The organism is Staphylococcus sp. HMSC14D10 (assembly GCF_001808125.1).
In the GTDB taxonomy this organism is placed as follows: Bacteria; Bacillota; Bacilli; order Staphylococcales; family Staphylococcaceae; genus Staphylococcus; species Staphylococcus haemolyticus.
Map to the genome: position 1 here is coordinate 35561 of NZ_KV792271.1, position 18673 is coordinate 54233.

The window sequence follows — 18673 nt, forward strand, 5'->3', positions numbered from 1 at the left end:
GAACGAGGCCTGCAATCTATTCATTCTGTTACGATTTTCAAAGCGTAAATGTTCATTTATTTTATTCCTGTATAATTTGCTTATATATCTTGTAACACAATAAGTTTCCGGGGCTTATCATGGGGTGGATATAAAACAATACCGTTAACTATGTTATATTTTATAGCTCCGTTTGTCAATGCAATTTAGTCATTTTGTAATGATTTTTTACGATGAATTTTAATATTGTCTCCAAAGTCTGTTGTTAATTCTTTTTCTGTTAAATATATCTTCTCTAAATAGAGACCTTCTGCAGGTGCTGTAAATGGTACACTATCTCTATTTTTTTCATTTAATAGCGTTGACACTTCACTTGGATGACGCTTACCTTTTCCTACTTCAATTAGAAACGCTACTAACACGCGAACCATATTATATAAAAAGCCTGACCCTGTCACAACATAGTCAAACCCTTCATCTGTTTGGATGATCTCACTTTGATATAACGTACGTACTTTGCTTTTGACTTCAGTCTTTTGAGAGCAGAATCCTGTAAAATCATGTGTTCCAATGAAGTGTTTTGCAGCTTCGTTCATTTTTGAATAATTTAAATCTTCCTTAATAAATGTCTTTAAGCCACTTTCAAAAGGATTACGATGTGTTGCTTGATATACTTTATAACGATATCGCTTGCCTAGACAGTCATAACGACAATGAAAATGATCATCGACTTGTTGAACTTCTTTGACGTATATATCTTCAGGTAGAGCACTATTCATCGCATACTTCCATTGCTGTGGTTCAATATTTAAGTCTGTATCAAAATGAAAAAATTGTTCATATGCATGTACACCTCTGTCCGTACGACTAGAAGGATGAATGCGAACATGTCGCCGATGCATACGCTTCAATATCTTTTCAAATTGTTGTTGCACAGTTCTCCCTTGCTGTTGAATTTGAAACCCTAGAAATTGACTTCCTTGATAAGAAATATTAACGAGTATACGCACTGTATTACACTCCAATATATTTTAATACTAATAATACTATGGCTATTGGGATGATACTTATTAAGCACATCGTGTCTCCAATATGCCATTGTAGCTTTCTATAACTTGTTCGTTTTACATTAGCATCATAACCACGTACTTCCATAGCGATTGCTAATTCCTCCGCTCTTTGAAAAGCTGAGATAAATAATGGAATCATTAAAGGAATAAATGCTTTTATACGTGTCATTAAGCCACCCGAACTTAACTCAGAACCTCGTGATTTTTGAGCTAGTATGATTTTATCTAATTCATCCATTAAAGTTGGAATGAATCTTAAAGCGATTGACATAATCATGCTTAATTGATGCACAGGCAATTTAAACCATTTTAATGGCGTTAGCAATTTTTCAAAAGCATCTGTTAAATCGATTGGACTCGTTGATAGCGTCATTATTGTTGCTACCATAACAATTGTGATGAGACGTAATGAAATAAAGATACCTTCTAAAATACCAGCACTATCAATTTTAATAATTCCAAAATCAACTAATCTTGTACCACCATGTGTGAAGAAGATATGCATGAAGAATGTGAATATAGTAAAAATAAATATTGGTGTTAACCCTTTTATTAAAAACCATAATTTAATCTTCGCTAAAAACATAAACATTAGAATTAATAAAATAATCCACCCAAACGTTGCAAAAGAATGAGCAAAAAATATTAAAATAATAAACATAAATACAAATAAAACTTTAGCTCGTGGATCTAGATGATGAATTACAGAGTTATTTGGTAAATATCTACCTATAATTAATTTATTCTTCATGATGTTGCCACTCCTGGTACATACTTACAAATTCTTTCTCAGTAAGTGCGGTTGTCTTAAATTTAATACCATGTTTAATTTCAATATCACGTTGTAACTGAACAATATCTGGTAAGGCTATATGCCACTCTTCAAGTTTACTACCTTGTCTAAACAACTCTTTTGGTGTGACTTGCTCGATAATATTTCCATCATTCATCACGATAATTTCTTCAGCATATTTCGCAACTTCATTCATATCATGAGATACAAGTATGATTGTTTTATTTTGTTTTAGCTGTATTTCTTTAAATAGCTCCATTACTTGTTGACGGCTCTTTGGGTCTAATCCAGCAGTAGGTTCATCTAAAACAATGACATCCGGGTTCATAGCTAAGATTGAAACAATTGCAATTTTACGCATTTGGCCACCAGACATCTGGAATGGTGACAAAGACATAACATTTCTTGGAAAACCTAACTCTAACAATAAATCAAAAGCTCTTTCTTTCACTTCTTCAACATTCATTCCAAAATTCTTAGGTCCAAACTCAATTTCTCTTTCAATATTATCTTCAAATAATTGTGATTCAGGAAATTGAAAAACTAGTCCAATTTTTTGTCTGATTGGTCTAATAAATTTATCTTTAGTTTTAGAATGAATCATAAGTTCATCATGCTCAATATTGCCATTAGTAGGTTTTAATAACCCATTGAAATGCTGAATTAAAGTTGATTTTCCACTTCCAGTTTGTCCAACAATTGCATAGTATTTCCCCTGCTCAATAGTTAAATTAATGTGGTCTAATGCTTTATACTCATATGGTGTACCCTGTTGATAGGTGTATGTAACATCATTAAACTTAATTTTCATAGCTTTTCGACCAACCCTTCGTAAGTAATAAAGTGGTCATCAAATCCTAAAAGTTGATTAATTTTCATTGAGAAAGGTAAATCTAGTCCAATTTCTTGTAACATTTTTATATCTTTAAATATTGTTTGTGGATTTCCTTCTTTATAAACTGTTCCTTGATTCATTACTATGACATGATCACCTTCAAGCGCCTCAGTTAAGTCATGCGTAATCGAAATAATTGTTACATCTTTAGTTGCTTTAACTTCTTGTATTAAACTTATCAATGATTTCTTGGCTTGAGGATCTAACATAGATGTCGCTTCATCTAATATAATGACTGAAGGACTTAATGCTAACACACCTGCAATAGCTACTCGTTGCTTCTGTCCTCCTGATAATGAATGTGGTTCACTATCAGCATAATCGGTCATTCCAACGTCACTAATAGATTGTGCTACTATTTCTTTCATTTTTTCAGTTGGAACAGCGTAGTTCTCTAAACCAAACGCAACATCGTATTTAACAATCGAACCTACAAATTGATTTTCTGGATTTTGGAAGACAATTCCAACGTGTTCTCGTATATCTTTGAAATTATTATTGGAGATTGGTGATTGATTGAAAAAAATCGTACCATTGGTCGCAATTTCAATACCAACTATTAATTTAGCTATTGTTGATTTTCCTGACCCATTATGTCCAACAATTGAAGTCCATTGATTTTTAGGAATCTTAAAGGATACATTATTTAATGTGAAGGCTGCATCGCCTTGATATTGAAAGTCAACTTGCTTAAGTTCAATAATATTAGTGTTATTCGCCTTCACTAGAATCCCTCCTAAAACTTTGTACTAGTATAGTTTACATGAATATGAATTGCATGTATATTATTGTTTTATTTCATTTTTTCAAAATAAAAAAGGACCGGACAGAATTCATTTTGAATCCATTGTCCCGCCCCCTATTAAAGATGACTAAAACTGAAAAACTAAATAAAAACTTTCATTTCGGTCAACTAATGCGATTTTTCAATATAAACTATGACCATTTGAGTTCTTAGTATTATATATAATAATTTATTGGTTGAATAGAAGCTAATTGCTTCTTTGAAAATAAAAAAGCGCGCACCCCATCATATTTTAGTTGAGTTCACGCTTTGAAATATATTTAATTGATGGGGCACTCTGAGCTAGACAATATTTGTATGTGGCAAACATTATCGTTGCACTCATTTGCTTTACATATAAGTAGTTAGTGTATTTATATCTTGAATTAATCTACTAATTCGATGATAACTGATTCAGCACCGTCTCCGCGACGAGGACCTACTTTAAGAATACGAGTGTAACCACCTTGACGTTCTGTATAACGTTCAGCAATTTCACCGAATAATTTTTGAAGTGCAGTTTGTGTAGTTTCATCTTCATTTAAAATTTCAACATTACGTAATGTTTTTGCAGCATTACGACGAGAAGCTAAATCTCCTTTTTTACCTAAAGTGATTAATTTCTCAACAACACTACGAACTTCTTTTGCACGAGCTTCTGTAGTTTCAATGCGCTCACTAACGATAAGTGAAGTAGCTAAGTCACGTAATATAGCTTTACGTTGATCAGAAGTACGACCTAATTTTCTGTAACCCATGAGTTGACCTCCTTTAACTTATTAATCTTCTTTTCTTAATCCTAATCCTAAATCTTCTAATTTATATTTAACTTCTTCTAGAGATTTACGACCTAAATTACGAACTTTCATCATATCAGCTTCAGATTTATCAGCTAACTCTTGAACTGAATTGATTCCTGCACGTTTTAAACAGTTGTATGAACGTACTGATAAGTCTAATTCTTCAATAGACATTTCAAGTACTTTTTCTTTTTGATCTTCTTCTTTTTCAATCATGATTTCAGCATTTTGAGCTTCATCTGTAAGACCTACAAAAATATTTAAATGTTCAGTCAAAATCTTAGCAGCTAATGATACTGACTCTTGTGGAGTGATTGAACCATTAGTCCAAACATCTAAAGTTAATTTATCAAAATCACTACTTTGACCGACACGTGTGTTTTCAACTGTATAGTTAACACGTTCAACTGGTGAGTATAGTGAATCAACAGGAATTACACCGATTGGTAAATCACTAGTATTATTTTGTTCTGCTAATGCGTAACCTCTACCCTTATTAGCAACTAGACGAATTTTTAAATGTCCACCTTTAGACACTGTTGCGATTTTAAGTTCTGGATTTAGAACTTCTACATCACTATCGTGAGTAATGTCACTTGCAGTAACTTCGCCTTCATCTCGAACATCGATTTCTAATGTTTTATCTTCTTCAGAATAAATTTTAAGTGCTAATTTTTTGATGTTCATAATAATTGTAGAAACATCTTCAACAACATTATCTATAGCTGAGAATTCGTGTAAAACACCTTCGATTTCAATGTACTTAACGGCTGCACCTGGTAATGAAGATAGTAGGATACGACGTAAGGAGTTTCCTAGTGTAGTACCGTAGCCACGTTCTAGTGGTTCAACAACGAACTTACCGAATTTAGCATCTTCACTAATTTCAATTGTCTCAATTCTAGGTTTTTCAATTTCTATCATTTACAAAAATCCTCCTTAATTACGTCGACTTAATTTTAAACTGTTTCGCTCAGTGACCTGTAACAATAACAATCTATTATAAATTAGACGCGACGACGTTTTGGTGGACGACAACCGTTATGAGGTACTGGAGTAACGTCTCTGATTGCAGTTACTTCTAAACCAGCTGATTGTAATGCACGGATAGCTGATTCACGACCTGGTCCAGGTCCTTTTACTGTTACTTCAACAGTTTTTAAACCATGTTCCATTGCAGATTTTGAAGCAGTTTCAGAAGCCATTTGAGCTGCGAATGGTGTTGATTTTTTAGATCCTTTGAAACCTAATGCACCAGCTGATGACCAAGATAAAGCATTACCAAATTCATCAGTGATAGTTACGATTGTATTGTTGAATGTTGAACGGATGTGAGCCACACCATTTTCAATATTCTTTTTAACTCTACGTTTACGAGATACTTGTTTACGTGCCATTTATATTTGCCTCCTTTACCTATTATTTTTTCTTGTTAGCTACAGTTTTTACTGGGCCTTTACGAGTACGTGCGTTGTTTTTAGTTTTTTGACCGCGAACTGGTAAACCACGACGGTGACGGATACCACGGTATGAAGAAATTTCCATTAAACGTTTAATGTTTAAGTTTTGTTCACGACGTAAGTCACCTTCAACTTTATAACTGTCAACAACTTCACGAATACGACCTAATTCATCATCTGTTAAATCTTTTACACGTGTGTCTGCTGATACGTTAGCTTCTTCAACGATTTTTTTAGCTGTTGAAGTACCAATACCATATACATATGTTAATGAGATAACAATGCGTTTTTCACGTGGGATATCTACTCCTGCAATACGTGCCATATATATTTACACCTCTCTTTTATTAACCTTGTCTTTGTTTGTGCTTAGGATTGTCACAAATTACCATTACTTTACCTTTACGTTTAATGACTTTACATTTTTCGCAAATTGGTTTAACTGATGGTCTTACTTTCATTTTTATACCTCCCTATATTATGGAGTGACGATTATTTATAACGATAAGTAATTCTACCGCGTGATAAATCATACGGAGACATTTCTACAGTTACTTTGTCGCCAGGTAGAATACGAATATAATTCATTCTAATTTTACCACTTACGTGAGCTAAAATCTCATGACCATTTTCTAATTCTACTTTAAACATAGCATTTGGTAAAGTATCTAATACTGTACCTTCTAATTCAATTACATCTTGTTTCGCCATTGATTAACTTCCTCCCTTTTTACAATAGTAAGGTAATCGTCAATAGACAACTTCAACGATACGAATCTAATATAGTGACTAGTTAAAATAAGTTTAACAAAATGCGGGAATTATTATCGTCATTCGACACTCAGAAAATTAATTCTTGCCAGAGAAACCTAATCAAATTCACATAAATCTAGACCGTATTAAGTTGATCTATTTTAATTGATCTAAGATATCAATGACATCTTTGGTTACATCGTCAATATCTTTCGCACCATCAATGTTTTTTAGCACACCTTTTTCATTATAGTACTCTAAAATAGGTTTTGACTGTTTAACATTAACGTTTAAACGATTAGATACTGTTTCAGGATTATCATCTTCGCGTTGATAAAGCTTTCCACCATCGATATCACAAATACCATCAACCTTTGGAGGATTAAATACAAGATGATAAGTCGTACCACATTTTTCACAGATACGACGACCTGTAAGACGATTCATTAATTCTTCCTCAGGAACTTCGATGTTAATGACAGCATCGATGTTTCTACCAAGCTCAGACATAATATCATTTAACGCCTCAGCTTGATCGATTGTTCTTGGGAAGCCATCTAATAAAAATCCTTTTTTTGCATCGTCTTCAGATATTCTTTCTTTAACGATACCTACAGTAACTTCATCAGGGACTAATTCTCCACGATCCATGTAAGATTTAGCTTCTTTTCCTAAATCTGTTTCATCTTTAATCGCTTTTCTGAACATGTCACCAGTAGATATATGTGGTATTGGGAATTTCTTAACAATTTCACTCGCTTGAGTTCCTTTACCTGCGCCAGGTAAACCCATTAAAATGATATTCATAAATTGCCCTCCTACAAATTATCTACCACCAAAGCCTTTATATTCTTTTTGACTCACTTGAGCTTCAAGTGATTTCATAGTTTCAATTGCGACACCAATTACGATTAATAAACTTGTACCACCAATTTGTATAGATTGAGGTAAACTCATGAATTTAGTCGCTAATATTGGTAATATCGCAATGACTGCTAAGAAAATAGAGCCGACAAAAGTTAAGCGATAAAGTACTTTAGTAATATATTTTTTAGTTTGTTCACCAGGTCTAATACCTGGAACGTAACTACCTTGTTTCTTCAAGTTATCAGCCATTTTTTCAGGATTAACTTGAACAAAGGCATAGAAATACGTAAATGCGATAATTAATACTACATAAACAATCATACCATAAGTGTTTGAAGGGTTTGCATATTCAGATATAGTTTGCGCCCAATCAGCTTTCGGGAAGAACAATGTTAATGTTCTTGGCAATAAGAAAAATGCCATCGCAAAAATTACTGGAATTACCCCTGCAGAGTTAACTTTTAAAGGTAGATAAGTTGCTTGTGATCCTAATCTTTGTGCAGACTGTTTTTTAGCATATTGGATAGGAATTTTACGTTTCGCTTCTAGTACATAAATAGCCCCAATTGTGAGTAAAACTAAACCTACTATTAAACCAATAACCTTTAACCATGCTAATGTAGTATCATCATTACCAACGAATGCTTGTTGCACGAATTGAATAATTGATGAAGGCAAAGTTGATAAAATACCTGCAAAGATAATGATAGAAATACCATTACCAACTCCGAATTGAGTAATTTGATCACCAAGCCAAATTAGAAATGCAGTTCCTGCTGTTAAAACAATGGCAATCAATAAATAACTCATAATAGATTGGTGAATAATTAATTTACCACCTAAATAGTTATTAAATTGGAATGCCATACCAATTGACTGTATAAAAGCCAAAATGATAGCGAAATAACGTGTTACATTGCTAAGCTTTCTTTTACCTACTTCACCTTGTTTCGCCCATTCAGAGAATTTCGGAACAATATCCATTTGTAGTAATTGCATTACGATAGATGCGGTGATGTAGGGCATGATGCCCATAGCAAATATTGAAAAGTTCTTTAAGGCTCCGCCACCAAACGTATTAAGAAGAGCGGCGACTCCTTGATCAGAACCTTGTTGTTCAAAAGGCTCAGGGTTAACTCCTGGAGCCGGAATGTAAGTTCCTATTTTGAATATAACTAACATTGCTAAGGTAAAGAAAATCTTGTTTCGAACTTCTTTAGTTTTAAAGAAGCTCACAAGCGTTTGAAACATTAGATCACCTCGTGTGCTCCACCTTTTGCATCAATTGCTTCTACTGCTGAAGCTGAGAATTTATGAGCTTTCACTGTCAATTTTTTATCAAGTGAGCCATTACCTAGTACTTTGATACCAGATTTTTCATTCTTAACTACACCAGTTTCAACTAATAAAGCTGGAGTTACTTCAGTACCATCTTCAAATTTATTAAGTTGGTCTAAGTTAACAATAGCATATTCTTTACGATTAATGTTAGTGAAACCACGTTTTGGTAAACGACGGAATAAAGGTAATTGTCCACCTTCAAATCCAGGTCTTACGCTACCACCTGAACGTGCTTTTTGACCTTTTTGTCCGCGACCACTAGTTTTACCGTTACCAGAACCAGCACCACGGCCAACGCGGTTACGTACACGACGTGAACCTTCAGCTGCTTTTAACTCATGTAATTTCATTATATAGGCACCTCCTTAATTATTTTTCTTCTACTGTCAATAAGTGTCTAACTTTGTTGATTTGCCCACGGATAGCAGGGTTATCTTCAACTACTACTGAACTATTAGTCTTTTTTAGACCTAAAGCTTCAACAGTTTTACGTTGTGTTTCAGGACGACCAATAACACTACGAGTGAGGGTAATTTGTAATTTAGCCATTATTTATTTTCCCTCCTTAATTATATAATTCTTCTACTGATTTGCCGCGTAATTTAGCAACATCTTCAGCATTTTTAAGGTTTTGTAAACCATTGATTGTAGCACGAACCATATTGATTGGTGTGTTAGATCCTAATGATTTACTTAAGATATCAGTGATACCTGCTAATTCTAATACGGCACGAACTGGACCACCAGCGATAACTCCTGTACCAGGTGCAGCAGGTTTCATGAATACGCTACCTGAACCATAACGGCCAGTGATAGTGTGAGGAGTAGTTCCTTCAACACGCGGAACAACTACTAAATCTTTTTTAGCTGCTTCAACAGCTTTTTTGATAGCTTCAGGTACCTCTTGAGCTTTACCAGTACCGAAACCTACACGACCATTTTTGTCTCCAACTACTACTAATGCAGTGAAACGGAAACGACGACCACCTTTAACAACTTTAGCAACACGGTTGATTGTTACAACGCGTTCTTCAAATTCTTTCGTTTCTTCTTCTCTACGAGCCATGTATTTGTCCCTCCTTTAAATTAAAATTCTAATCCGCTTTCTCTAGCAGCTTCTGCTAAAGCTTTTACTCGACCATGGTATAAGTAACCGCCACGATCAAATACGATTTCTTTAATACCTTTGTCTGATGCTTTTTTAGCAATTGCTTCGCCTACTTTAGTAGATAAATCTACTTTAGAAGTTGAATCGCTTGCGATATCTTTATCTTTTGATGAAGCTTGAACTAAAGTTTCGCCTTTAACATCATCGATAATTTGTGCATAAATGTGTTTGTTTGAACGATATACATTTAAACGTGGTTTTTCAGCTGTACCTGATAATTTAGTACGCACACGAGCATGTCTTTTCAAACGCACTTTGTTTTTATCAATTTTACTGATCATTGTATTACTCCTTTCTTAAGAGAGTTATCTATTATTTACCTGTTTTACCTTCTTTACGGCGAACATATTCACCTTGGTAACGGATACCTTTTCCTTTGTAAGGTTCTGGAGGTCTTACTGAACGGATGTTAGAAGCAATTGCTCCAACTTGTTCTTTAGATACACCAGATACTCTAACAGTTGTGTTTTTCTCTACTGCGAAAGTAATGCCATCTTCAGCTTTAATTTCAACAGGATGAGAGTAACCAACGTTTAATACTAAGTCACTACCTTGCATTTGAGCACGGTAACCTACACCAACAAGCTCAAGTGTTTTTTCGAAACCTTGAGAAACACCTTGTACCATATTATTTAATAAAGCACGAGTTGTACCATGAACTGTTCTATCTTCTTTAGACTCAGTAGGTCTTACAACTTCGATAGTGTTTTCTTCTTGTTTGAAAGTCATTCTTTCGTTAAATGTTCTAGTTAATTCACCTTTAGGACCTTTTACAGTAGCAGTATGACCATCAAAAGTTACTGTAACGTCGCTAGGGATGTCAATAATTTTCTTACCAACACGACTCATGTTATGGCACCTCCTTATTTATTATTACCAAACGTATGCGATAATTTCTCCGCCAACGTTACGTTTTCTAGCTTCTTTGTCAGTGATAACACCTTCAGAAGTTGAAACTAATGCAATACCTAAACCATTTAATACTTTAGGTACTTCGTTTGCTTTAGCATATACACGTAAACCAGGTTTAGAGATACGTTTTAATCCTGTGATAACACGTTCATTGTTTTGACCATATTTTAAGAATAAACGAATAACACCTTGTTTATCATCTTCAACGTATTCTACGTTTTTAATGAAACCTTCACTTTTTAAGATTTCAGCAATTTGTTTTTTAATGTTAGACGCAGGTAATTCTAATTTCTCGTGACGCACCATGTTTGCGTTTCTTACACGAGTAAGCATATCTGCGATTGGATCTGTCATTGTCATTGATTGTTGCCTCCTTTCAGACTCTTATATATTACCAGCTAGCTTTACGTACGCCAGGGATTTGCCCTTTGTAAGCTAATTCACGGAAACAAATACGGCATAATTTGAATTTACGATATACAGAATGTGGACGACCACAACGTTCACAACGAGTATATTCACGTACTGCATATTTTTGTTTTTTCTGTTGCTTAGCAACCATAGAAGTTTTAGCCACTTAATTAGCCTCCTTTTAGAGATTATTTACGAAATGGCATACCGAAGTTTGTTAACAATTCACGAGCTTCCTCGTCAGTGTTAGCAGTTGTTACGATAACAATATCCATTCCTCTTACTTTACTTACTTTATCATAGTCGATTTCTGGGAAAATTAATTGTTCTTTAATTCCTAAAGTGTAGTTACCACGACCATCGAATGCTGTTTTAGAAACACCTTGGAAGTCACGTACACGAGGTAATGAAACTGCGATTAATTTATCTAAGAATTCATACATTCTTTCTCCGCGAAGTGTAACTTTCGCACCGATTGGCATACCTTCACGTAAACGGAATGTTGCAACTGATTTTTTTGCTTTTGTTACTAATGGTTTTTGACCAGTGATTAATTCTAATTCTTCTACAGCGGTATCTAACACTTTAGAGTTTTGAACTGCATCACCTACACCCATATTTACAACGATTTTTTCGATTTTTGGTACTTCCATTACAGAACTATAGTTGAATTTTTTCACTAAATTTTCAGTAACTTCAGTATTGTATCTTTCTTTTAAACGGTTCAAAGTGGATCCTCCTTTCAACTAGTTATTAATTATTAGTTTTGATTTCTTCGCCAGATTTTTTAGCGATACGAACTTTTTTACCATCAACAAATTTGTAACCAACACGAGTAGGTTCGTTTGTTTTAGGATCTAATAATTGTACGTTAGAAACATGGATTGCTGCCTCTGTTTCTAAGATTCCACCTTCAGGATTTAATTGAGTTGGTTTTTGGTGTTTTTTAATAACATTAACACCTTCCACAACGACACGGTCTTTTTTAGGTTCAGTAGCGATTACTTTACCTTCTTTACCTTTGTCTTTACCTGCGATAACTTTTACGTTGTCACCTTTTTTGATATGCATGTGGGCACCTCCTTAAATGATTTGGTTTTTATAAATTAAAGTACTTCTGGTGCTAATGAAACGATTTTCATGAAGTTACCTTCACGTAATTCACGAGCAACAGGACCAAAGATACGAGTACCACGTGGGCCTTTGTCATCACGAATAATGACACATGCATTTTCATCAAACTTGATATAAGAACCATCATTACGACGAACGCCTGATTTAGTTCTAACGACAACAGCTTTGACTACGTCACCTTTTTTAACAACGCCACCTGGTGTTGCGTTTTTAACAGTACATACGATAACATCGCCGATGTTCGCTGTTTTGCGACCAGATCCACCTAATACTTTAATTGTAAGAACTTCACGAGCACCAGAGTTGTCTGCTACTTTTAAACGAGTTTCTTGTTGGATCATTAGTTAAACCTCCCTTATCTCTAATCTTGTATTAAATAATTACTGACTCTTCAACAATTTCTACTAAACGAAAACGTTTTGATGCTGATAAAGGACGAGTTTCTTGAATTTTAACAATGTCTCCTAATTTAGCTGAATTGTTTTCATCATGAGTTTTGTATTTTTTAGAGTATTTTACACGTTTACCGTATAATTTGTGTGTTTTGTAAGTTTCAACTAATACAGTGATAGTTTTGTCCATTTTGTCTGAAACAACTTTACCTACATAAACTTTACGATCGTTTCTTTCACTCACTTTTGTAACCTCCTCTTTCGAATTTATTATTGATTAGCTTTGCTTTCTTCGATTTCTCTTTCACGAGCAACAGTTTTTAGACGTGCAATTGTTTTTCTAACTGTACGAATACGTGCAGTTTCCTCTAATTGACCTGTAGCTAACTGAAAGCGTAGGTTAAAAAGCTCTTCTTTTGAAGATTTGATTTGTTCTTCGATTTCTGAAGTGGTTAAGTCTCTAATTTCCTTAGCTTTCATTTGTTTCACCACCCAATTCTTCACGTTTTACAAACTTAGTTTTCACTGGAAGTTTGTGACTTGCTAAACGTAATGCTTCACGAGCAACTTCTTCTGATACGCCTGCAACCTCGAATAAAATTCTACCTGGTTTTACAACAGCGATCCAGCCTTCAACGGCACCTTTACCAGCACCCATACGTACTTCTAAAGGTTTTTTAGTGTATGGTGTATGAGGGAAGATTTTAATCCAAACTTTCCCGCCACGTTTCATGTAACGTGTCATAGCAATACGAGCAGATTCGATTTGACGAGATGTGATCCAAGATGTTGTAGTAGCTTGTAATCCATACTCACCAAATGTTACATAATTACCGCCTTTTGAACGACCAGTTGTTTTAGGACGATGTTGACGACGATATTTAACACGTTTTGGTAGTAACATTATTATTTTCCTCCTTCACTAGTATTCTTAGTAGGAAGAACTTCACCACGATAAATCCATACTTTAACACCTAATTTACCGTAAGTAGTGTCTGCTTCAGCATGTGCATAATCGATGTCAGCACGTAAAGTATGAAGTGGAACAGTTCCTTCTGAATATTGTTCAGCACGAGCAATGTCAGCTCCGCCTAAACGACCTGATACTTGAGTTTTGATACCTTTAGCACCAAGTTTCATAGCTCTTGAAATAGCTTGTTTTTGTACACGACGGAATGAAGCACGGTTTTCTAATTGACGTGCAATATTCTCAGCAACTAAACGAGCATCGATATCAATTTTTTTGATTTCGATAACGTTGATGTGTACTTTTTTATCAGTTAAGTTGTTTAATTTATTACGAAGTTTTTCAATTTCTGATCCGCCTTTACCAATTACCATACCTGGTTTACCAGTGTGAATAGCAATGTTAATACGGTTAGCAGCACGTTCGATTTCAACGTGAGAAACTGATGCTTCTTTTAATTCGTTATCAATGAATTTACGGATTCTTAAATCTTCGTGTAAAAGTGAAGCGAAATCTTTTTCAGCATACCATTTAGCTTCCCAGTCACGGATGATTCCGACACGAAGTCCGATAGGATTAATTTTTTGACCCACAGTGTTCCCTCCTTAAATAGTTATTAAGCTTCTTTAGCTTCTTCTTTACCGTCACTTACGACGATTGTAATGTGGCTTGTACGTTTATTGATAGCACTTGCACGACCTTGTGCACGTGGACGGAAACGTTTTAAAGTTGGTCCTTCATTTGCATATGCTTCTTTAACAACTAATTCATCAGTGTTCATGTCATAGTTGTGTTCAGCATTTGCTAAAGCAGACATTAATACTTTTTCAATTACTGGTGATGAAGCTTTGTTAGTTAATTTTAAAATAGCAATAGCTTCTCCAGCATTTTTACCTCTAATTAAGTCAAGAACTAATCTTACTTTACGAGGTGCGATTCTGATTGTTCTAGCAACCGCTTTTGCTTCCATTAGGATTTCCTCCTCTACTTTTATTTATTATCTTCTAGTTTTTTTATCGTCTGCAGCATGTCCTTTAAATGTACGAGTTGGAGCAAATTCACCTAATTTGTGACCTACCATATCTTCAGTTACATAAACAGGTACATGTTTACGACCATCGTATACCGCAAAAGTATGACCGATGAAATTTGGGAAAATTGTAGAACGACGAGACCATGTTTTGATTACTTGTTTCTTTTCACTTCCGTCTTGAGCTTCTACTTTTTTCATTAAATGATCATCGACGAAAGGTCCTTTTTTAATACTACGAGCCATTTGGGCGCCTCCCTTCTTATTGTGTGCGTGCAGCAATTAAGCCGCACACCCAAATAAGTTGTTATTATTTTTTCTTACGTCCACGAACGATAAGTTTGTCTGATGATTTTTTACCACGACGAGTTTTCTTACCAAGCGTTGGTTTACCCCATGGTGACATTGGAGATGGTCTACCGATAGGTGCACGACCTTCACCACCACCGTGTGGGTGATCGTTAGGGTTCATTACTGAACCACGAACTGTAGGACGGATGCCTTTCCATCTAGAACGTCCTGCTTTACCAACATTAACTAATTCATGTTGTAAGTTACCAACTTGACCAATTGTAGCACGGCAAGTTGATAAGATCATACGAACTTCACCAGAACGTAATCTGATTAGTACGTATTTACCTTCTTTACCAAGTACTTGTGAACTTGCACCCGCTGAACGAGCTAATTGTCCACCTTTACCAGGTTTTAATTCGATATTATGAATTACAGTACCAACTGGAATGTTTTGTAATGGTAATGCGTTACCAACTTTAATGTCAGCATCTGCACCACTCTCAACTACTTGGCCTACTTGTAATCCTTTTGGAGCAATAATATATCGTTTTTCACCATCAGCATATACTAATAAAGCAATGTTAGCTGAACGGTTTGGATCATATTGAATTGAATCAACTTTTGCAGTGATTCCATCTTTGTTACGTTTGAAATCGATAACGCGGTATTGACGTTTATGTCCTCCACCATGGTGACGAACTGTCAATTTACCTTGGTTGTTACGACCCGCTTTTTTCGGTAGCGGTTGTAATAATGACTTTTCAGGAGTAGATTTCGTGATTTCTGCGAAATCTAAACTAGTCATATTACGACGACCATTTGTTATTGGCTTATACTTTTTAAGAGCCATTGTCGCTTACCTCCTTAATGGTAACTTTTATTTTATTGTTTAGTTGAATAAGTCAATTGAACCTTCTTTTAAAGTAACAATTGCTTTTCTTCTTTTGTTTGTATAGCCTTGGTAACGGCCCATACGTTTTTTCTTAGGTTTGTAGTTGATGATGTTTACATTTGCAACTTTAACGTCGAAAATTTCTTCAACTGCAATTTTAACTTGTGTTTTATTAGCACGAGTATCTACGTCAAAAGTATATTTATCTTCAGCCATTGCTTCAGAAGATTTTTCAGTGATTACGGGGCGCTTAAGAACATCTCTTGCTTCCATTATCCGAGCACCTCCTCAACTTTTTTCGCAGCTGATTCAGTAATAATAACACTGTCAGCGCTAGTAATATCTAAAACGTTTAATCCTTGAGCTGTACTAACTTGTACACCAGGAATGTTACGTGCAGATAATTCAACGTTTACGTCTTCGCTATCAGTAACTACTAACACTTTTTTAGGTTGTTCAAGTGTAGTTAATATATTTTTGAATTCTTTTGTTTTTGGAGCTTCAAAACCAAAATTATCAACGATAGTGAAGTTGTTTTCTTTAACTTTGAAAGATAATGCAGAACGTAATGCTAAACGACGCATTTTCTTAGGCATTTTGTATGCATAGCTTCTTGGTGTTGGTCCGAATACGATACCACCACCACGCCATTGTGGAGCACGGATTGTACCTTGACGCGCACGTCCTGTACCTTTTTGTCTCCATGGTTTACGTCCGCCACCACGTACAGCTGAACGATTTTTAACTGCGTGAGTTCCTTGACGTAATGAAGCACGTTGTAAGTTAATTGCTTCGAAAAGAACACTGTTGTTTGGTTCAATAGCGAATACTGAATCGCTTAATTCAACAGAACCTGATTTAGATCCGTCTACTTTTAATACATCATAATTAGCCATTATGCTTTTCCTCCTTTCGCTACTTATTATTTATTACCTTTTTTAATTGAAGTTTGGATTTCTACGAAACCTTTTTTAGGTCCAGGCACGTTACCTTTTACTAAAATTACATTGTTTTCTGTATCAACTTGAACTACTTCTAAGTTTTGAACAGTAACTGTATTTCCACCCATACGTCCAGGCATTTTTTGGCCTTTGAATACTCTTGAAGCATCTGAAGCCATACCTACTGAACCTGGGGCTCTATGGAAATGAGAACCGTGAGCCATTGGTCCACGACCTTGGCCATGACGTTTAATAGCACCTTGGAAACCTTTACCTTTTGAAGTTCCTGTTACATCAATAATGTCTCCAGCTTCAAAAGTATCAACTGTGACTTCTTGACCTACTTCGTATTCTTCAACATTAACGTTTCTGAATTCGCGAATGAAGCGCTTAGGTGCTGTGCCCGCTTTCTTAGCGTGACCTTCAGCTGGTTTATTAGCATATTTATTAGATTTAGCATCTTTTTTGTATGCTTTTTTGTCTTCAAAACCTACTTGGATAGCGTTATAACCATCTACTTCTTCAGTTTTCTTTTGTAATACTACATTTTGACTTGCTTCTACTACTGTAACTGGGATTAATTCACCGTTTTCTCCGAATACTTGTGTCATCCCAATTTTTCTTCCTAAGATTCCTTTGGTCATCGAAAGTCCACCTCCTAAAATTTTCTATTATAATTTAATTTCGATGTCTACACCAGATGGTAAGTTTAATCCCATTAGGGCATCAACTGTTTTTGGTGTTGGGTTAACAATATCGATTAAACGTTTATGAGTACGTTGTTCGAATTGTTCACGTGAATCTTTGTACTTATGCACCGCACGAATAATTGTATAAACTGACTTTTCAGTTGGTAACGGGATTGGTCCAGAAACTTCTGCACCAGAACGTTTTGCAGTTTCAACAATTTTCTCTGCTGATTGATCAATCACACGGTGATCGTAAGCTTTTAATCTGATTCTGATTTTTTGTTTTGCCATAATTTTCCCTCCTTATTCGTCTACTTTAAAAGTGATAGACTTCTCCACGAAAACTATCTCACACAACGCCATGGCAAAGCGGCCGGGTGTGTCAGTAACCTTTCGCTTCATCGCTTTCATCAAGTCCAACATTAGATATGTTACAGGAAAAACAGTGATAAATCAAGGTTTTTCTGTAACTTTTTGTACTTTGTCTAACACATACTTAAGTATTGTACTTTAAATAGTTTTGTACATCAACCATTTTAAGTAAATTTTTTCCCTTTTTTTGTTTTTACTTTATAATGTATATAAGTTAAGTCTTAAATTAAGCTTCTACTATTATAATAGTAGGAATTTAAAATTTGTTTTTAATAAATAGTGGGAGGCGTAGTTATATTGAAAAGAAATACTAAAGTAGCTCTTGCCCTAATAAGTTTCTTCTTATTATTATGTGAATTTTTCTATGGCATTCCTTTTCTAGGCGGAAGCTTTATATTAGGTTTTGGTTGGCAACCATTGTTAATTAATGGTTTTTTATATCTCATACTAGCAATTATTCTTTTAGTTGATAATCAAAATGCAATCAAGCCTATGTCAATTATTCCAATAATTGGTATTGTGGGATCTTTTGTTGCATTTATTCCAATTGTAGGAATGTTTGTTCATTGGGTGCTATTTTTCTTAATGGTATTCTTTATTTTTATAGTATTGAGTGCACCTATCTATATTCGTAATAAAGATGCAAAAGTCATTTATACTCAGTACAAAAATGATCATTCAAATAAATGGTAAAAAAAGAGTCTGGGACATAAACCCTAGAGAAATAGC

The 18673-nt window shown here is 34.9% G+C and carries 34 protein-coding genes; 1 reads left to right on the forward strand and 33 read right to left on the reverse strand.

Annotated features, from left to right (window positions below):
* Positions 1 to 185: 185 nt before the first annotated feature.
* From truA to rpsJ, 33 genes are all read right to left on the reverse strand, one after another.
* Positions 186 to 989, reverse strand: a complete 804-nt coding sequence (truA, locus tag HMPREF3134_RS10585; protein WP_070442765.1) for a tRNA pseudouridine(38-40) synthase TruA — start codon at positions 987 to 989, stop codon at positions 186 to 188.
* 4 nt (positions 990 to 993) lie between these two features.
* On the reverse strand, positions 994 to 1800 hold the full coding sequence (locus tag HMPREF3134_RS10590) for an energy-coupling factor transporter transmembrane component T family protein (protein ID WP_070442768.1): 807 nt from the start codon (positions 1798 to 1800) through the stop codon (positions 994 to 996).
* A complete protein-coding gene (locus HMPREF3134_RS10595) occupies positions 1790 to 2653 on the reverse strand; it encodes an energy-coupling factor transporter ATPase (RefSeq protein ID WP_070442771.1) in 864 nt (287 codons plus the stop codon). The genes HMPREF3134_RS10590 and HMPREF3134_RS10595 overlap by 11 nt, the downstream gene beginning before the upstream one ends.
* Positions 2650 to 3462 carry an energy-coupling factor transporter ATPase gene (locus tag HMPREF3134_RS10600; protein WP_070442774.1) on the reverse strand — a complete coding sequence of 271 codons (813 nt, stop codon included), beginning with the start codon at positions 3460 to 3462 and terminating at the stop codon, positions 2650 to 2652. The genes HMPREF3134_RS10595 and HMPREF3134_RS10600 overlap by 4 nt, the downstream gene beginning before the upstream one ends.
* A 445-nt stretch (positions 3463 to 3907) precedes the next feature.
* Positions 3908 to 4279: a 50S ribosomal protein L17 gene (gene rplQ / locus HMPREF3134_RS10605; RefSeq protein ID WP_070442777.1), complete on the reverse strand. Its 372-nt coding sequence runs from the start codon at positions 4277 to 4279 to the stop codon at positions 3908 to 3910.
* Between the two features lie 21 nt (positions 4280 to 4300).
* Complete coding sequence (locus HMPREF3134_RS10610) at positions 4301 to 5245, reverse strand: DNA-directed RNA polymerase subunit alpha (RefSeq protein ID WP_011275143.1); 945 nt, start codon at positions 5243 to 5245, stop codon at positions 4301 to 4303.
* A gap of 83 nt (positions 5246 to 5328) precedes the next feature.
* Positions 5329 to 5718: a 30S ribosomal protein S11 gene (gene rpsK / locus HMPREF3134_RS10615; RefSeq protein WP_000101625.1), complete on the reverse strand. Its 390-nt coding sequence runs from the start codon at positions 5716 to 5718 to the stop codon at positions 5329 to 5331.
* A 22-nt stretch (positions 5719 to 5740) separates the two neighbouring features.
* The gene (gene rpsM, locus HMPREF3134_RS10620; RefSeq protein ID WP_011275142.1) at positions 5741 to 6106 is read right to left on the reverse strand and encodes a 30S ribosomal protein S13; all 366 of its coding nucleotides are present in this window, start codon (positions 6104 to 6106) and stop codon (positions 5741 to 5743) included.
* 22 nt (positions 6107 to 6128) lie between these two features.
* Positions 6129 to 6242 (reverse strand): 50S ribosomal protein L36, encoded by a 114-nt coding sequence (gene rpmJ / locus HMPREF3134_RS10625; RefSeq protein ID WP_001829709.1) that lies wholly within the window; start codon positions 6240 to 6242, stop codon positions 6129 to 6131.
* A gap of 31 nt (positions 6243 to 6273) precedes the next feature.
* Positions 6274 to 6492: a translation initiation factor IF-1 gene (gene infA / locus HMPREF3134_RS10630; RefSeq protein ID WP_001829792.1), complete on the reverse strand. Its 219-nt coding sequence runs from the start codon at positions 6490 to 6492 to the stop codon at positions 6274 to 6276.
* 198 nt (positions 6493 to 6690) lie between these two features.
* Complete coding sequence (locus HMPREF3134_RS10635) at positions 6691 to 7341, reverse strand: adenylate kinase (RefSeq protein WP_011275141.1); 651 nt, start codon at positions 7339 to 7341, stop codon at positions 6691 to 6693.
* A gap of 18 nt (positions 7342 to 7359) precedes the next feature.
* Positions 7360 to 8652: a preprotein translocase subunit SecY gene (gene secY / locus HMPREF3134_RS10640; protein WP_070442780.1), complete on the reverse strand. Its 1293-nt coding sequence runs from the start codon at positions 8650 to 8652 to the stop codon at positions 7360 to 7362.
* On the reverse strand, positions 8652 to 9092 hold the full coding sequence (rplO, locus tag HMPREF3134_RS10645; protein ID WP_070442783.1) for a 50S ribosomal protein L15: 441 nt from the start codon (positions 9090 to 9092) through the stop codon (positions 8652 to 8654). The genes secY and rplO overlap by 1 nt, the downstream gene beginning before the upstream one ends.
* A gap of 19 nt (positions 9093 to 9111) precedes the next feature.
* A complete protein-coding gene (gene rpmD, locus HMPREF3134_RS10650; RefSeq protein WP_011275138.1) occupies positions 9112 to 9291 on the reverse strand; it encodes a 50S ribosomal protein L30 in 180 nt (59 codons plus the stop codon).
* 16 nt (positions 9292 to 9307) lie between these two features.
* Positions 9308 to 9808, reverse strand: coding sequence for a 30S ribosomal protein S5 (gene rpsE, locus HMPREF3134_RS10655; protein WP_011275137.1), 501 nt, complete (start codon positions 9806 to 9808; stop codon positions 9308 to 9310).
* Between the two features lie 20 nt (positions 9809 to 9828).
* Complete coding sequence (gene rplR / locus HMPREF3134_RS10660) at positions 9829 to 10191, reverse strand: 50S ribosomal protein L18 (RefSeq protein WP_011275136.1); 363 nt, start codon at positions 10189 to 10191, stop codon at positions 9829 to 9831.
* Between the two features lie 31 nt (positions 10192 to 10222).
* A complete protein-coding gene (rplF, locus tag HMPREF3134_RS10665) occupies positions 10223 to 10759 on the reverse strand; it encodes a 50S ribosomal protein L6 (protein ID WP_011275135.1) in 537 nt (178 codons plus the stop codon).
* A 24-nt stretch (positions 10760 to 10783) separates the two neighbouring features.
* On the reverse strand, positions 10784 to 11182 hold the full coding sequence (gene rpsH, locus HMPREF3134_RS10670) for a 30S ribosomal protein S8 (RefSeq protein WP_011275134.1): 399 nt from the start codon (positions 11180 to 11182) through the stop codon (positions 10784 to 10786).
* Between the two features lie 31 nt (positions 11183 to 11213).
* Positions 11214 to 11399 carry a type Z 30S ribosomal protein S14 gene (locus HMPREF3134_RS10675; protein ID WP_001140799.1) on the reverse strand — a complete coding sequence of 62 codons (186 nt, stop codon included), beginning with the start codon at positions 11397 to 11399 and terminating at the stop codon, positions 11214 to 11216.
* Between the two features lie 22 nt (positions 11400 to 11421).
* Positions 11422 to 11961, reverse strand: a complete 540-nt coding sequence (rplE, locus tag HMPREF3134_RS10680; RefSeq protein ID WP_037549744.1) for a 50S ribosomal protein L5 — start codon at positions 11959 to 11961, stop codon at positions 11422 to 11424.
* A 25-nt stretch (positions 11962 to 11986) separates the two neighbouring features.
* Positions 11987 to 12304 carry a 50S ribosomal protein L24 gene (rplX, locus tag HMPREF3134_RS10685; RefSeq protein WP_033079619.1) on the reverse strand — a complete coding sequence of 106 codons (318 nt, stop codon included), beginning with the start codon at positions 12302 to 12304 and terminating at the stop codon, positions 11987 to 11989.
* A gap of 35 nt (positions 12305 to 12339) precedes the next feature.
* Positions 12340 to 12708, reverse strand: coding sequence for a 50S ribosomal protein L14 (rplN, locus tag HMPREF3134_RS10690; protein ID WP_002466492.1), 369 nt, complete (start codon positions 12706 to 12708; stop codon positions 12340 to 12342).
* Between the two features lie 31 nt (positions 12709 to 12739).
* Complete coding sequence (gene rpsQ, locus HMPREF3134_RS10695) at positions 12740 to 13003, reverse strand: 30S ribosomal protein S17 (RefSeq protein WP_011275131.1); 264 nt, start codon at positions 13001 to 13003, stop codon at positions 12740 to 12742.
* A 26-nt stretch (positions 13004 to 13029) separates the two neighbouring features.
* Positions 13030 to 13239 (reverse strand): 50S ribosomal protein L29, encoded by a 210-nt coding sequence (rpmC, locus tag HMPREF3134_RS10700; RefSeq protein WP_011275130.1) that lies wholly within the window; start codon positions 13237 to 13239, stop codon positions 13030 to 13032.
* On the reverse strand, positions 13229 to 13663 hold the full coding sequence (rplP, locus tag HMPREF3134_RS10705; protein WP_002432945.1) for a 50S ribosomal protein L16: 435 nt from the start codon (positions 13661 to 13663) through the stop codon (positions 13229 to 13231). The genes rpmC and rplP overlap by 11 nt, the downstream gene beginning before the upstream one ends.
* A gap of 2 nt (positions 13664 to 13665) precedes the next feature.
* Positions 13666 to 14319, reverse strand: coding sequence for a 30S ribosomal protein S3 (rpsC, locus tag HMPREF3134_RS10710; RefSeq protein WP_011275129.1), 654 nt, complete (start codon positions 14317 to 14319; stop codon positions 13666 to 13668).
* Between the two features lie 23 nt (positions 14320 to 14342).
* Positions 14343 to 14696, reverse strand: coding sequence for a 50S ribosomal protein L22 (gene rplV, locus HMPREF3134_RS10715; RefSeq protein WP_001829734.1), 354 nt, complete (start codon positions 14694 to 14696; stop codon positions 14343 to 14345).
* Between the two features lie 27 nt (positions 14697 to 14723).
* The gene (gene rpsS / locus HMPREF3134_RS10720) at positions 14724 to 15002 is read right to left on the reverse strand and encodes a 30S ribosomal protein S19 (protein ID WP_001829710.1); all 279 of its coding nucleotides are present in this window, start codon (positions 15000 to 15002) and stop codon (positions 14724 to 14726) included.
* Between the two features lie 64 nt (positions 15003 to 15066).
* Positions 15067 to 15900, reverse strand: a complete 834-nt coding sequence (gene rplB, locus HMPREF3134_RS10725) for a 50S ribosomal protein L2 (RefSeq protein ID WP_011275128.1) — start codon at positions 15898 to 15900, stop codon at positions 15067 to 15069.
* Positions 15901 to 15939: 39 nt separating this feature from the next.
* Positions 15940 to 16215, reverse strand: coding sequence for a 50S ribosomal protein L23 (rplW, locus tag HMPREF3134_RS10730; protein ID WP_011275127.1), 276 nt, complete (start codon positions 16213 to 16215; stop codon positions 15940 to 15942).
* On the reverse strand, positions 16215 to 16838 hold the full coding sequence (rplD, locus tag HMPREF3134_RS10735; RefSeq protein ID WP_070442786.1) for a 50S ribosomal protein L4: 624 nt from the start codon (positions 16836 to 16838) through the stop codon (positions 16215 to 16217). The genes rplW and rplD overlap by 1 nt, the downstream gene beginning before the upstream one ends.
* A 26-nt stretch (positions 16839 to 16864) precedes the next feature.
* Positions 16865 to 17527 carry a 50S ribosomal protein L3 gene (gene rplC, locus HMPREF3134_RS10740; protein WP_070442789.1) on the reverse strand — a complete coding sequence of 221 codons (663 nt, stop codon included), beginning with the start codon at positions 17525 to 17527 and terminating at the stop codon, positions 16865 to 16867.
* 27 nt (positions 17528 to 17554) lie between these two features.
* Entirely contained in the window at positions 17555 to 17863 is a 309-nt protein-coding gene (rpsJ, locus tag HMPREF3134_RS10745) for a 30S ribosomal protein S10 (protein ID WP_015900978.1), read from the reverse strand.
* Positions 17864 to 18241: 378 nt separating this feature from the next.
* On the opposite strand from rpsJ, the gene HMPREF3134_RS10750 reads away from it, so the two are divergent.
* Positions 18242 to 18637, forward strand: a complete 396-nt coding sequence (locus HMPREF3134_RS10750; RefSeq protein WP_070442791.1) for a hypothetical protein — start codon at positions 18242 to 18244, stop codon at positions 18635 to 18637.
* Positions 18638 to 18673: the final 36 nt, after the last annotated feature.